Origin of the sequence: Bacillus sp. 0909A (assembly GCF_036765115.1) — a bacterium.
Taxonomy (GTDB): domain Bacteria; phylum Bacillota; class Bacilli; order Bacillales; family Bacillaceae; genus Bacillus; species Bacillus mojavensis.
On record NZ_JBAIZU010000004.1, the window covers coordinates 168580 to 182681 of the forward strand.

12 protein-coding genes are annotated in these 14102 nt (G+C 49.9%); all 12 read right to left on the reverse strand.

The window, feature by feature from the left end:
- Positions 1-4: 4 nt before the first annotated feature.
- The 12 genes from V6D42_RS15695 to V6D42_RS15750 all read right to left on the reverse strand — a co-directional run bounded on the left by V6D42_RS15695 (position 5) and on the right by V6D42_RS15750 (position 14008).
- Complete coding sequence (locus tag V6D42_RS15695; RefSeq protein ID WP_333513844.1) at positions 5-658, reverse strand: rhamnogalacturonan acetylesterase; 654 nt, start codon at positions 656-658, stop codon at positions 5-7.
- A gap of 3 nt (positions 659-661) precedes the next feature.
- Positions 662-1672 carry an L-glyceraldehyde 3-phosphate reductase gene (gene mgrA / locus V6D42_RS15700; RefSeq protein ID WP_333513845.1) on the reverse strand — a complete coding sequence of 337 codons (1011 nt, stop codon included), beginning with the start codon at positions 1670-1672 and terminating at the stop codon, positions 662-664.
- Between the two features lie 9 nt (positions 1673-1681).
- On the reverse strand, positions 1682-3520 hold the full coding sequence (locus V6D42_RS15705; protein ID WP_333513846.1) for a rhamnogalacturonan lyase: 1839 nt from the start codon (positions 3518-3520) through the stop codon (positions 1682-1684).
- A 49-nt stretch (positions 3521-3569) separates the two neighbouring features.
- Complete coding sequence (locus V6D42_RS15710; RefSeq protein WP_442893245.1) at positions 3570-5414, reverse strand: rhamnogalacturonan lyase; 1845 nt, start codon at positions 5412-5414, stop codon at positions 3570-3572.
- Between the two features lie 139 nt (positions 5415-5553).
- Positions 5554-6183, reverse strand: coding sequence for a YesL family protein (locus tag V6D42_RS15715; RefSeq protein ID WP_326201160.1), 630 nt, complete (start codon positions 6181-6183; stop codon positions 5554-5556).
- Complete coding sequence (locus tag V6D42_RS15720; RefSeq protein ID WP_333513848.1) at positions 6180-6842, reverse strand: YesU family protein; 663 nt, start codon at positions 6840-6842, stop codon at positions 6180-6182. The genes V6D42_RS15715 and V6D42_RS15720 overlap by 4 nt, the downstream gene beginning before the upstream one ends.
- A complete protein-coding gene (locus V6D42_RS15725) occupies positions 6835-7533 on the reverse strand; it encodes a rhamnogalacturonan acetylesterase (RefSeq protein ID WP_333513849.1) in 699 nt (232 codons plus the stop codon). Before V6D42_RS15725 ends, V6D42_RS15720 begins: the two co-directional genes overlap by 8 nt.
- A 13-nt stretch (positions 7534-7546) precedes the next feature.
- Positions 7547-9832: an AraC family transcriptional regulator gene (locus tag V6D42_RS15730; RefSeq protein WP_333513850.1), complete on the reverse strand. Its 2286-nt coding sequence runs from the start codon at positions 9830-9832 to the stop codon at positions 7547-7549.
- 22 nt (positions 9833-9854) lie between these two features.
- Complete coding sequence (gene yesR / locus V6D42_RS15735; protein WP_333513851.1) at positions 9855-10889, reverse strand: rhamnogalacturonyl hydrolase YesR; 1035 nt, start codon at positions 10887-10889, stop codon at positions 9855-9857.
- Positions 10890-10904: 15 nt separating this feature from the next.
- Positions 10905-11795, reverse strand: coding sequence for a carbohydrate ABC transporter permease (locus V6D42_RS15740; protein ID WP_333513852.1), 891 nt, complete (start codon positions 11793-11795; stop codon positions 10905-10907).
- 3 nt (positions 11796-11798) lie between these two features.
- Positions 11799-12728 (reverse strand): carbohydrate ABC transporter permease, encoded by a 930-nt coding sequence (locus tag V6D42_RS15745; protein ID WP_333513853.1) that lies wholly within the window; start codon positions 12726-12728, stop codon positions 11799-11801.
- A complete protein-coding gene (locus tag V6D42_RS15750; protein ID WP_333513854.1) occupies positions 12725-14008 on the reverse strand; it encodes an ABC transporter substrate-binding protein in 1284 nt (427 codons plus the stop codon). The genes V6D42_RS15745 and V6D42_RS15750 overlap by 4 nt, the downstream gene beginning before the upstream one ends.
- Positions 14009-14102: the final 94 nt, after the last annotated feature.

Consider the following 14102-nt stretch of genomic DNA (forward strand, 5'->3'; position numbering starts at 1 on the left):
TCCTTCACCCTTCTTTGACGATAGATTCTGTTAATGGCAGGCCGAGCTCCTTCATGCCTTTCGCTACGAGTTTTGCCATTTCATTTGCGCCTTTTTTTGTAAAGTGCGTGTAATCGTCAATCCCCTCAGAAACCATAAAATAGGTGTATACTTTTTCTTCGCCCTTCTCAGTAAAGAAAGCGAGGCTTTTTTCCATTAGATCAATAAGCTGGACATTCTCCTCAGCAGCCGTCTGCTTCATGGCAATGCAATAATCAGGAAAGTCGTTCAAAAACACGCCGTTTTCATAATGAAAGCGGGCTACTGGGGTAATGAGAAGCGGATGCGCGCCTTTTTCCCGCGCGCCTGCGATATATTGCTTTAAATATTGTTTATAGGTGGTATAGGGCTCAGTGTAGCGCTCAGGTTTGTTTTTCGACGCGTCATTATGGCCCATCTGCACAAACAACCAATCATCCGGCTCGATCACATCAAGGATCGCCTGAAGCCTGCCTTCCTCCACAAAGGTTTTTGAGCTTCTGCCGCCGATCGCTTTATTGATCACCTGAATATGCTCCGGCAGATGCGAACCGAGAAACTGCCCCCAGCCCCCTTGATTTGTACTTTCTCCATACGTTTGGACAGTCGAATCACCAGCCAGATAAATATGATTTGCCATGTCTCATTCCCCCTCGTTTTTTTCACTTAATATAAACTCAATGGCAGAAAGCTCTTCGTTTGAAAAGTCCGCTGATTGCAAGGCTTGAACGTTTTCCTCTATTTGTTGCGCCCGGCTTGCTCCAATTAAAACAGAGGTCATCCGGGCATCCTTTAAAAGCCATGAGAGCGCCATTTGCGGAAGCGATTGTCCCCGTTCATTCGCAATCTTGTTCAGCCTTTGCGCCTTATTGACCGCCCTTTCGGTTATGTGCTCCGTCTGCAGGAAAGGGCTGTTCGCATTTTTAGCTCTTGATGTTTCCGGGATGCCTGAAACGTACTTTGTCGTGAGAAGCCCTTGAGCAAGCGGCGCAAACGCGATGCAGCCGGCTCCCTTTTTGTCCAGCACATCAAGCAGCCCCTTTTCCGGATCGCGGTGAAACATCGAATATTGCGTCTGATGAATGGCGAGCCGAACGCCGAGTTGATGTAAAAGTTCGGCCGCGCGCTCTGTCTCTTGCGGGCTGTAGTTTGACAGTCCCACGTACAAAGCTTTTCCCTGATGCACAAAGCCCGCCAGCGCCTCCATCGTTTCCTCAAGCGGCGTCTCAGGATCAGGACGATGCGTATAGAAAAGATCCACGTAATCAAGCCCCAGCCGCTTTAAGCTTTGATTCAAGCTGGCAGTCAAATGTTTTTTCGAACCGCCATTGCCGTACGGCCCCTTCCACATGTCATAGCCGGCTTTTGTGCTGATGATGAGTTCATCACGGTAAGGCGCAAAATCCGATTTCAGCATGCGCCCGAACATCTCCTCAGCGGAGCCGGGCGGCGGGCCGTAATTGTTTGCCAGATCAAAATGGACAACGCCTGTATCAAATGCGGTTCTGAGCATGGACCGCGCGTTTTCCGGAGAATAGGCATCGCCGAACTGATGCCAGAGGCCAAGAGAAACAGCGGGAAGTCTTAATCCGCTTCTCCCGGCATGGTGATAGGTCATTTTGTCATAGCGTTCAGCCTTTGCTTCGTATCCCATACGTTCCTCCTAAAGCGGCGTCGCCGCTTTGTTTCCCGCTATGTACAGAGCGGGCTTCGGCGGTTTTTTCATCCCTGTTCCGAGATAAAAGCTTGTGTGCGGCGGCTGGTTGTACGCGGTATTCTGCCAAGCAATCCCAAGCCTGTAAACCGGATCGTGCATCAGCGTGTACATACGGTGACGGGTGAGATGTGTCGTTGTATAAATACGGAGCGCGCTGCTGTCTTCGGTTCTCCAAATGACCTCTTCCCGCCAGTCTCCGAACAGGTTGGCCTGAAGAACCGGGTTTCCTTTTGTCCCGTTGTTGGACAGCACACCTTCCGGCTGAAAAATCGTTTTTAAACAGCGGTTTTCAGCATCCCACTTTTCAATCCTTGGTTTGCCGACCGTTCCGTTCCATTCATGATCCAAAAGCTCCCTGACTAAGTCCCCGTCCCACCAGATGGCGAAATTGGCTGAAGCAGGCGCTTTGTCGCTGATTTTTTCTCCTTTGCTCGTATAGAGCCCATATGACATTCCATCATTGCCCGGCGGATCGATTCCCCAGACAAGCGATCCCTGATACCGAGGGTCAATATGAGCAGCCATTCCTCTGCCGACATCTGTTCCGGCATGGACGCCCCATAACACCTCACCTGTTCCGGCATCACGCAGCGACAACCCATACGGCTTGCTTGCGTCCTCATGAACCTGAAACACTTCAAGCCCTTTGCGTGACGGATCAAGATCACCGACGTGCATGGCGTCTCCGTGTCCGAGTTCGGTTGTATACAGACCAGTTCCGTCATGATCGACCGCCATGGCGCCGTAAATAATTTCATCTTTTCCATCTCCATCAACATCAGCCACGCTCAAACTGTGGTTTCCCTGTCCCGCGTATGCTTCATGCCCCGGCTGATTGGAATCAAACGTCCAGCGTTTTTTCAGCCTGCCGTTCCGGAAATCATAAGCGACGAGTACTGTTCTCGTATAATAACCCCGTGCCATCACCAGGCTCGGCCGCTCTCCATCCAAATAAGCGATTCCGGCGAGAAAACGGTCCATCCGGTTGCCGTAGCCATCTCCCCAATCCTCCAGTTTTCCCCGAGGCGGTTCATAATCGACAGTCGTGAGCGCTTCACCGGTTTCCCCTTTAAACACTGTCAAATATTCCGGACCTGACAGAATTCGGCCCTGCTCATTCCTGAAATCAGCATGCTCGTCACCGATGATGTTTCCTTTGCCGTCTATTGTGCCGTCGGCTGTTTTCATAGCGATTTCTGCTTTTCCGTCACCGTCTAAATCGTAGACCATAAACTGCGTATAATGGGCACCCGCTCTGATGTTTCTGCCGAGGTTGATGCGCCACAGAAAAGTGCCGTCCAGTTTATAGGCGTCAATGAGAACGTCTCCGGTATACCCATGGTGAGCGTTATCTTTTGAGTTGGACGGGTCCCATTTCAGGATGATTTCATATTCTCCGTCCCCATCCACATCTCCGACGCTCGCATCATTGGCGCTGTAGGTATACGGCTTTCCGTCCGGCGTCACGCCCCCTTCCGGTTTGTTAAGCGGGATCTCGAGAACGTTTTCCCGCCAAACGGGAGCTTCCTCCGAAAGCCTTTCTTCACGGCCTTTATAGACAGCCGCCACTTGATAGAGAGAGTCCTCCGTTCCCTTTTCATCGAGAAAATTGGTGCTATCCGCAATCGGCTCGCCAGTGATCTGATCTCCGTCCCGATAAATATGAAAAGCTACAGTCTCATGATCGGTTCCGAGAAAACGCCAGCTCACCAATACGCCTTGCTCCGTTTTGACCGCGATCAAGCCTCTTGTCAAGTACTCCATCTGCCTCTTTTTTGGTTTCATTTTAAATGGGAACGGGCCAAGCGTGCGGCCCGTTCCTTCCCCCCTTCTGTTAAGGCGTATACATATTCGGTTTAGGCTGTGCCGCCATGCCTTCTCCTAAAAAGAAGCTTGTGTGCGGCGGCTGGTTATACGCGACATTTTGCCAGGCGATGCCTAGCCGATACACAGGGTCATGCATCAGCGTATACAGCCTGTGCTCGGTCGGAATGGTTGTCGTGTAAATCCGGAGCGCACTGCTGTCCTCGATTCTCCACACAGCCTCCTCCCGCCAGTCACCGAGCAGATCAGCCTGAAGCGCCGGTGTTGCTTTTGTGCCGTTGTTGGCAGCCACGCCTGAAGCAGTCAGCATATTTTTCGATACGCCGTTTTGATAATCCCACTTATCGATTCGGTTGCTGTCCAGCTGTTCCCGCAGCAGGTCACCGTCCCACCAGATGCCGAAATTGGTAGACGACGGAACACTGCTGCCGATTTTGGCGCCTTTCGATGTATAAAGAGAACCGTTCGCCCAAACCTCCTGTCCCGGATAGCGCGGATCAATATCAGCGGCCATCCCCCGGCCTACATCCTTGCCGGCGTGAACACCCCAAATGATTTTTCCTGTCGCGGCATCCCGGAAGGATAAACCATATTGCGCATTTTTGTCCTCATGAACTTGAAACACCTCAAGACCCGGCCGGCTCGGATCAAGATCCCCGGTATGGAGGGCATCCCCATGGCCTAAGCCAGTCGAGTACATGCCTTTTCCGTCATGATCAACAGCCATTGAGCCGAAGATGATTTCATCCTTGCCGTCTCCGTCAACATCCGCAATGCTTAGATTGTGATTACCTTGTCCGGCGTACGCTTGATTACCCGACTGCGAGGAATCCAGCGTCCAGAGTTTTGACAGTTTTCCGTCTCTGAAGTTATACGCAACAAGCATGGTTTTGGCATAATAGCCTCTAGTCATAATCAGACTCGGCCGCTGCCCGTCGAGATACGCAATGCCCGCAAGAAAACGATCGACCCGGTTGCCGTAGCTGTCGCCCCAATCCGATACGTTCCCTCGTGCCGGTTCAAAGTTTGAAGTGACAAGCTCTTTCCCCGTTTCACCTTGAAAGACAGTCAGGTACTCAGGACCAGAAAGCACTCGCCCCTGCTCATTTCTGTAATCGGCATTCGCATTTCCGATCACTTTTCCCGTGCCGTCTTTTGTTCCGTCAGCGGTCTTCATCGCCACTTCCGCTTTTCCGTCACCATCCAGGTCATACACCATAAACTGAGTGTAGTGTGCGCCTGCTCTGATGTTTTTGCCGAGACCGATTCGCCATAATCTTGTTCCGTCCAGCTTATACGCATCAATAAACACTTCACCCGTATAGCCGTCCTGTGAATTATCCTTTGAATTGGACGGGTCCCATTTGAGGATCAGCTCATACTGCCCATCGCCATCCACATCACCCGTACTGGCATCATTGGCACTGTAGGTATAGGCTTCGCCCTTTGGCGTCGTGCCGCCAGCCGGTTTATCAAGTGGAACGGAGAGATACGGCTGTGCCCATACAGAGGCTTTTTCAGAAGCTGCCTGCTCGGTTCCGTTTACAACAGCCCGAATGGAATACGTTGAGCCCGCAGATCCGTTTTTATCGTTATAATTCGTGGATTTGACAGGCGAAGCATTCAGCTTTTGTCCATCTCTGTACACATTAAACGCCACGGATGCGTTTTCTGTCCCAAGAAACCGCCAGCTGACAAAAATGCCGCCATCCGTCTTGACTGCCACAAGGCCCCGGTTCAGCGCTTCCATCTGCCGCGCCGCTCCTTCTGCTTTGACAGGAAACACAGAAGCCCCCATCATCAACAACAACAACAGTGTGAGAGTGGTAAACATGCTTTTTCTTCGTCTAATCATCAGACAGCTCCTTATCATTTATCTGTAAGCGCTTACTTAAATTGGATTTTATGCGCTTAAGAAGCTGTCTTCAATGTCACTTTTTTGCATAAACGTTTTTGGTTGGCTGCACTTTTTTGCCGGTTTGTCATTTTTTTGTTTACCCGGCCTGATGACGGTGCTGGGCCTCTGTTTTTTGAAACCCTCTGAAAGCAAAAAACATCGATACGAGCCCAAATAAACTGGGGCCGTAAAATGGGATCAGGCCCGGAAGCGTATACAGCAAATAAAGCACAAATCCGCAGCCGATCAGCATGCAGCAGGTGGTCAGCGGCCGCATGGCGCCAAACAGCAGCGCTTGCGGAATATATTGGCGAAGCGGAAGCTCGTAATGCACATAAAGAGGAAACACATACATGAGCGCGACAGTGTACAAAAGCCCCGCCAAGAGTGTGCAGCTCGTCACGGTAAAGGACAGCCAATCCGCACTTGCCGAAAAATAATGATAATTAGCCGACAAAATAAGCAAAAGGGCAAAAAACACAAGTCCAATCGCATTGACCTTTAGAAACTCTTTTTTGTAGGTATCCAGAAATAACGCAAATACCGGGACATCTTTTTGCCCCATCAGCCATTTCCGTATGACGGCACACATCGCGGCTGTGCTCGGCGCCCATCCGAAAAGAACGCCGCCCAAAAGCGTAAACAACAGCCACAGCCCGTTCAGCCACGCGATTTTCACAACCGCTTCACAGCCCGCATAAAGCGCATCCGTCACAGTCGTCTTCATCCTCTCACCGCTTGGTGCACAGACAAATCACGATAAGCGGCTTTCATCGGCGCCATTTGCCTCAGCCCGATTTTTCCTTTCGTTAACACAGGCCCGAATGTGCTTCCGTCATCCTGCCACTCCAGAATGGGCAGATCATTGATCGAAAAATGAACATATCCTTTATCCTTAATGAGCTTCATATGATACGGGGAAACAGCGTCGTCCGGAGAAGGCAGCGGATCAGCTCCCATTGCAGTGAGGTGGAAACCGCGGCTTTTTCTTACATTGCAGGTGCGGAACGCTCTTTCCTCCGGGTATTTTCTGCGGAAATACGACAGGTGGAGCGCATTGATGTCTCCGGAATGGTATTCGGGGTACTTTCCTGTTCTTTTCTTGAGTCGCGGGTCAAATAAGTCCTCGCCTCCGATGCCGGCAGCCGCGAAAAACAGCATACACAGCCCCGGCTGTTCAATCGGGTAAAAATCCCACTTCACAATGATGCCGTCGGGAAATGTTTCCGGGCACCAATAAACAAAGTGCGCTTCGTCCTCTACATGTGACAGGTGCATACGGTGCTCTTCGAATGAAACGTGCCCGCCTCCCTCCATCCGCCAGTCCTTCACATCGCTTGCTGAACGGAGCGGATTGCGGTACAGGCACGCGCCTTCTTTATACATGTTCTTTCCCCTCCCGGCTTACGAGATGATCCTTCAGCGGAAAGCCGATTTCTTCGATGCCCTCGGCAACGAGCTTCGCAACCTCCATGGCCCCTTCTTCTGAAAAATGCGTATTATCCTCAATGCCGTCTGGATAATTCGGATGTTCATCCGGCTGAAACCACATGAACAAACGCTTTGACTCCTCCGGTCCGTATGCTTCATAAAGCGCCTTCGTTTTCGTTAACAAATCAATGACCGGCACATCAAGCTCCTTCGCTAACGCTTTCATCGCATCCGGATACTCACCGAGCGTATGCTCAATCCTTCCGTTTTCATCAAAACGGCGGCGCTGCACCGATGTAACGAACACAGGCTGCGCGCCTTTTTCTCGCGCTGTGTCCGCAAACAAAGTGAGAAATTGCTGATACGTCGAGTATGGTTTCGTTCCCCGCGGTTTCTGGTCATTGTGGCCGAATTGGATAAACAAATAATCGCCTTGGGATATACGCTCAGCAATCGTCTGAAGCCTTCCTTCCTCAACAAATGAATTGGTGCTTGCTCCCCCTTTGGCGTGATTGCACACCTTCACCTGTTTAGTGAACAATTGACCGAAAACCTGCCCCCAGCCTGCCATCGGCGCTTCATGCGGCGGGCAGTCGCTTACGGTGGAATCACCTGCTAAAAATACCTGAATCGTTTTTTCCATCACATGTCCTCTCCTTTCACGGCGTTTCCTGATACATTTGCCTGAAGACTCCCGGCGGCATGCCGACTTGCTTTTTAAAAATCCGGTTGAAATAATTGTGGCGATAGCCGACTTCTTCTGACACATCATGAATTTTTTTATTTGTATTGACCAGCAGTTCTTTTGCTTTTTCGATTCTGATGCGGGTCACATAATCAATAAAATTAACGCCCGTCACTTGCTTAAAGGCCTTGCTCAAGGTGTAAGAATTCATGCCCAGCGCATCCGCGCAGCTTTCAAGAGAAAGATCCGCCATATACTGCTCATGAATCATTGCAATCACACGTTCCGCCACCTGTTTTTGCTGTCTGTTTTTCCTGCCTTCAAGCTTGGCGAGGTACGGGGTGACAACCGCATCCATCAGCCAGGCAGCCGCTTGGACAGGCTCATGCAGCTCAGATATTTCGCGAAGCATATCCCTGTTGCCGAACAGCTCGCTCGGGTGAAGGCCGGAATGCAGAATATCCTCCTGGATGCGGGAAAACAGCTGTATCAGCGCAGAATGCACTTGTCTGTCGCTGACCGCCTTTTCAGCCATTTCAGCCATACATAAGCGAATCAGCTCCTCTGCTTCCGCTTTTCTTTCCAGCCGAATGGCCTGAACAATTTGCTTTTCAAGTTCAAAAGGATAGTAGGGTGCGGATGGCTCAGCCTGAAAAACATCATCCTGCAAATCTATGATCTGATGGCGATTCGCAAAACATCTGCGGGACTTGCCGCTTTTCACATCCTTAAACAAAGATGGGATATCCTTAATACGGGCCGATTGCCTGCTCATTGTTCCGGTCAGGCTTAGTCCCGTGACAGCACCAAATAAGTGGGCCAGCTCTGAAACATACGCCTTCAGATCCGAGCCGCTCCTTTTCATCACAAGCACGGTGACGGAAAGGCGGCCAATATCAAGAATTAAAGGTTGAAAACACCGATTTGTCGCGAGCTCCTCATGTAAATTGGTCAGTGTAAACACAGCAAGCTGTTCATCGTCGGCATAGAGCATGCTTTTATCACAGAGAAGCCCTGTCACCTGAAGATCAAGCACATGAAATACGTTTTCTCCGATGTCCCATCCCGCATCCTCCATCCGCGATCTGAGGCTGTCCTCTGTGTCATAGTAAAACTCACCCTGAAGCAGGTGCTGCAAAAAACTCTTTTTCATATGGGGCGTCTGCCGGAGCAGCTGCTCTTGAAGCTTTCGGCTCTCAAGGGAAAGATCATTCCATCTCTTTTCTATCCACTTAAATTCGTCCTCCCCTGACGCCTGCCATGTTTTTTTCTCTCCTCCCGTAAACAGTCCGAGCAGATGCTGAATCGGGCGATAGATTTTCTTTGAAGCGTACCACGTCATGCACACAGCCAAGCCAATACAAATGACAAGCATCACAATAATCACCTTTGATAAAAACACCATCGGCGCTGTGATAGCTGAAAGAGGCGCAGCGGAAACAAAGGTCCACTTCTGGTGCATTCGCTTTATTTCTCCATAGGAAACGGAATACACCGTGCCGTCCCAATCCATCTGAAAATGGCCTTTCTGGTGAGGCTGTTTTTTCACCTCATTCAGTAAAGCATTTTCAAAATCCTTTTCTCCTCCATGGAAAAGCACCTCACGCTTTTGATCAAGAAGTAGCGCGCTGCCTTCAGGATAAGGAGACAAACTTTGCAGGAGCGCCTCCATTTCTTTCGGATCTACCGTCAGCATAATCGCGCCAAACGGTTTCTCAGCCGCACCCGGAATGAGCTGAATCAGCGCGGCGTCTTTTCCCGATCGGCTCCAATAAATACTCCGATCGGAGTCGAGAAGCGAGCGGTATTTGCGAAGCATATCCTGTTCTGTCAGTACACTGTATTCGGGGCTAAGCACAAGAGGCCGGGGGCTGTTCAGAAAGATAGAAGCCTGCTGAATCAGCGGCTGTTGATCCCGCAAAAGAAACAACTTCTTCGTTATTTGATAGGAGAATGTAAAGTCTTTCTCCAAATCCTTCTCGGCCAATCCGTTCATCAGCGAAGAATCGTATGCCATTTGGGCAAGCGTCAGCTCAAGCCCTTCCAGCTTCTCATCCATCCGGCTGACTTCACGCGCCACCTGTGTTTCATGCGACTTTTGCAGTTCTTTCTCCACTTTATTGATAGACAAAAAGTAGATGGCCCCGCCTGTCAGCAGTCCGGGAATACAGGCAATCAGCAAAATAAAAACAAAGTTTCTTTTGAAATACGTTCCCTTCCAGCGTGAAACCCGTTCTTTCTGTTGAAGCTGTTTTTTCATCCCTTTCCCCCCGCCGCCGTCTTTACTGATACACGCGTTTTTTCGTTCTCAGCACATCAGCAAGAAATGTGAGCGCAAGTCCCTGTCCCCATCCTTGTATTCGTTTGTAAGGCACTTGTTTGTATCCTTCCGCATTTTTCATGACGGCTGTGCCCGCGGATACTTTGCTGACACGTCCGTCCTCTTCCACCGCATCCAAAATGGCGGCAAGTGATTTCTGCGCGTATTTTGTATAGAGCTTCCCGCTCGACAGCAAAGCAGAGGCAATGCCCGCCGATGCGGAAACCTCCAAATACGAATCCGGATCATCCAAAATGGTATGCCACAGCCCTGAATCGTCCTGAAGCCGGACAAGCGCGCTTAACTGGTCTCTAAGCGATCCGTCAATGATCATAAAAGAAGGATGCGTCACCTCGATGAGCGGGAGCGCTTTTGCCATCGTGAGCGCAGCCCAGCCATTCGCCCGTCCCCAATAAATCCCCGACAGGTGGTTTTGCGCTTTATTATCCCAGGCATGGTAATACAGATTGGTCACGGGGTCCTGCAGCACGTCCTCGTGTCCATGAAACTGGCGCAGGCCGTCCTCAAAGTAATCCTCCCGCTCCATCACACGGCCGATTCTCAGCATAAACAGCCCCGCCATCATCAGCGTATCCGCCCATGCCTGCTCAGGAAACACATAATCCGACGAGTTCACCGTATGCTGAAGAATACCTTCTCCAAAGCGGGGCGCGTGATGAAGCACATATTCCGCCATCTCGCCAGCCGTTTCCAAATAGACGTTATCTCCCGTCACCTGATGCAGAAACAAAAGCGTATGCCCAATCGATACACCGTTGATCGACAGCGGCGGCAGCCCATCCTCAAGCTGTTCATCCACCCACATTTTTAACAGTTTGATATACTCCTCGTTTTCCGTCGCTTCATACGCCTCTGCCACGCCGTAAAACGCGACGCCGCCCGGCCAATCCCACGCAAAATCCATTTGAAATGTCCGTTTCACAATTCTGTCCATAACGGATGTGACCTTTTCTTCATCAAAGATTAGCTGTGCCATCTGCAACACTCCTTTTTATTTTAATCCGGTCGTACTGATGCCCTGAACGATATATTTTTGAAACAGAAAGAATACGAGAATTACAGGCAGTAAAGAGACGGCCGACATGGCAAACATCGCGCCCCAGTTCGAAGCGGACTCCGTATCGAGGAAAAGCTTCAGCGCAAGGGAAACAGGATAAAGCTCCGGCTTATTCAAATAGAGCAGCGGCTGAATCAGCTCCTCCCACTTCCAATAGAAAGAAAAAATCGCAGACGTCGCAAGCGCCGGTGCAATGAGCGGCAGAATGATCCGCCAAAAACAGGCAAAGCGCCCGCACCCGTCGATCCTCGCTGCTTCATCCAGCTCCTCAGGGATCGTCCGGATAAACTGGATCATCAGAAAAATAAAGAACGCATGCCCGAAAAATTGCGGAACGACAATCGGTTTAAAAGAATTCAGCCAGTCTAATTTCGCAAACATAATGTACTGCGGAATCATCAGCACTTCATGCGGCAGCATTAACGTCCCCATCATGCAGGCGAACCAAAATGCTTTTCCTTTAAACGGAATGCGCGCAAAGCCATAGGCAATGACAGCCGATGACAGAACGGCGCCGATTGTAGACAGCCCGACAATGATCGCCGAGTTTTTTATAAAGGTCCAAAACGGCTGACCCGCAATGCCCTTCCACCCTTCAGCATAGTTGCTGAGAATAAAAGGATCTGGAATGAGAGAATGAGAGGTTGTGAAAATACTGGAGCTTTCTTTAAAAGAACTGACAAACAGCCAAATGACGGGATACAGCAATAACACCGCCAGTGACGCCGTAAAAACATGGAACAGAATGCGTTTTGGCTTGATGCGTCCGGCTTTTTTCCCTTCAAACACCGGGGCTTGCCTGACAGGCTGGTTGACCGGCTCCATCCGTTATTCCTCCTTTGATTCGTAGTGAACCCAATATGATGATGTTTTAAATAAAATCAGCGTAATCAGCCCGACAATGATCAGCATGATCCACGCCATCGCCGAGGCGTAGCCCATTTGAAAATAGTTAAACGCCCGCTGGAACAAATAGAGTGAATACAATAGCGTTCCGTCAAGCGGCCCGCCCTCGCCTTTTGAGATGATATAGGCTGGGGTAAAGGTCATAAAAGCAGAAATCGTCTGCATGACCAGGTTAAAGAAAATAATCGGCGTCAGCATCGGCAGCGTGATCTTAAAGAAGCGCTGCACACGGTTTGCGCCGTCCACGCTGGCCGCCTCCAAATACGATGCCGGAATGTTTTTCAGCCCGGCCAGAAAAATCAGCATGGATGACCCGAACTGCCAGACGGACAAGAGAATCAGCGTCCATAACGCGCTTGTCGGGTCCTGGTACCAGAGAATTTTTTGATCAATCCCGACAAAAAACAGCAGCGCATTGATGACCCCGTCATTGCCGAAAATATTGCGCCACATAATGGCAACAGCCACACTTCCGCCGATGATTGAAGGCAGATAAAACAGCGTTCTGTAGATGGCTGTTCCCTTTGCCGCATTGTTTAAAATGACGGCAATAAAAAGCGCGAAGCCGAGGCGGAGCGGAACCCCGGCAAGTACGTACGTGAAAGTGACCTTCAGCGACTGCCAATACTTTTCGTCACCCGTAAACATTTCCTTATAGTTATCGAGCCCGATCCACTTCGGCGCCGTAAACAGGTCGTAGCTTGTAAAGGACAGAAACAGAGACGCGCCCATTGGAATCACCGTAAAACAGAAGAAGCCGATAATAAACGGAGAAATAAAAGCATATCCCGCCAGATTGTCTTTTCTCTTACTCCGGCTTATTTTCATACTGTCAGCCCCATTTCCCGTCAATTATTCCTCTCTAAGATTTCGTTGGCCTGCTCCCGAAACGTTTTGGCGGCTTTTTCCGGCGATACCTTCTGATACAGAATCTGATCAGACGTATCCTTCAGCAGCTTAATAACCTCAGCGCTTCCCACCGGCTCCGGCGGATCGGCTTTGCTGATGTTTTTCGACGCGGCTTCCACATATTCCACAATGTTGGCCTCTTCCTCATTCAGCTCCGGTTTTATCGCATCTGCCACCTTGTCGGATACCGGAACGCCCCGCTCGCCTTTAATCAGCTGGTTCGCTTCTTTATTATTCACAAAGAAATCAATGAATTTCGCGGCCTCTTTTTTATGCTCAGAGCTTTTCGGAATGGAAAACAGCATACTCGGCTTCAGCGTCAGTGCCTTTTCCTTCATTTGTTCAGGCGGCAGATAGAGAGACAGCGGTGAGTCTGTCAGCCGGGCAAAGCCCAAATATTGATTGGAGTAGTTCCATGTAATGGCTGATTTGCCTTTGACAATAAAGTCATCTTCCATCCCTTTAATTTGGGCGCTTTCGTCCGGTGTTGGCGATGTTTTTGCTTTGACCAGTCTCAGCTGCCGCTCAAAATAGTCAACAAACAGCTTGTCATCCTGATACGCAAGGCCCGTGCCGTCCTCTTTATAAAAACGCTCACCCTTTGTGCGCAAATAATACGGGAAGAAAATATCAGGCGGGTGCATTCCGTTAGATCCGTATACGCCGGCTTTTTCCTGCAGCTCATACGCAAGCTTCTCATAATCCTTCCACGTCCAGTTTTCCTGATGAATTGAAACACCGGCTTTTTTCAGCAGATCATCATTGGCAATCACAGAAAGCACGTTGACCCCAAGTGTAAATCCGTAAAGCTTTCCGTCAATCTTTCCGCCGGACAGCATATTCTCATCGATTGAACTGACGTCAATTGTTCCGTCCTTCATATATGCCGTTAAATCCTCAAGCTGATTTTTCTTTCCGTATTGCGCCAAATATGCCGTATCCATTTGAATGACATCAGGCAGCTGACCCGCGGCAGACATTGGCGCAAGCTTCTTCCAATAGTCATCCCAGTTCGCAAATTCCGCTTCAATATGGACGTGCGGATTCTTTTTCTCATATAATTCAATGACCTTTGTTGTATAGTCATGCCGCGGCTGTCCGCCCCACCATGCGATTCTGAGCGTCATGTCCTCTTTTTTCCCTGACGCCTCTTCACCCGCAGAACATCCGCTGAAGAAAAAGACGCATACAAGTGACAGCAGCACGTAATAAACCTTCTTCACATCAATCCCCCCTTTAATGTAAGTGCTTACATTTTATTTTAAAGGGTTGTAACGAGGCGAAACACTCAAAAAACAGTGGCGAAAGTTAAAAAAA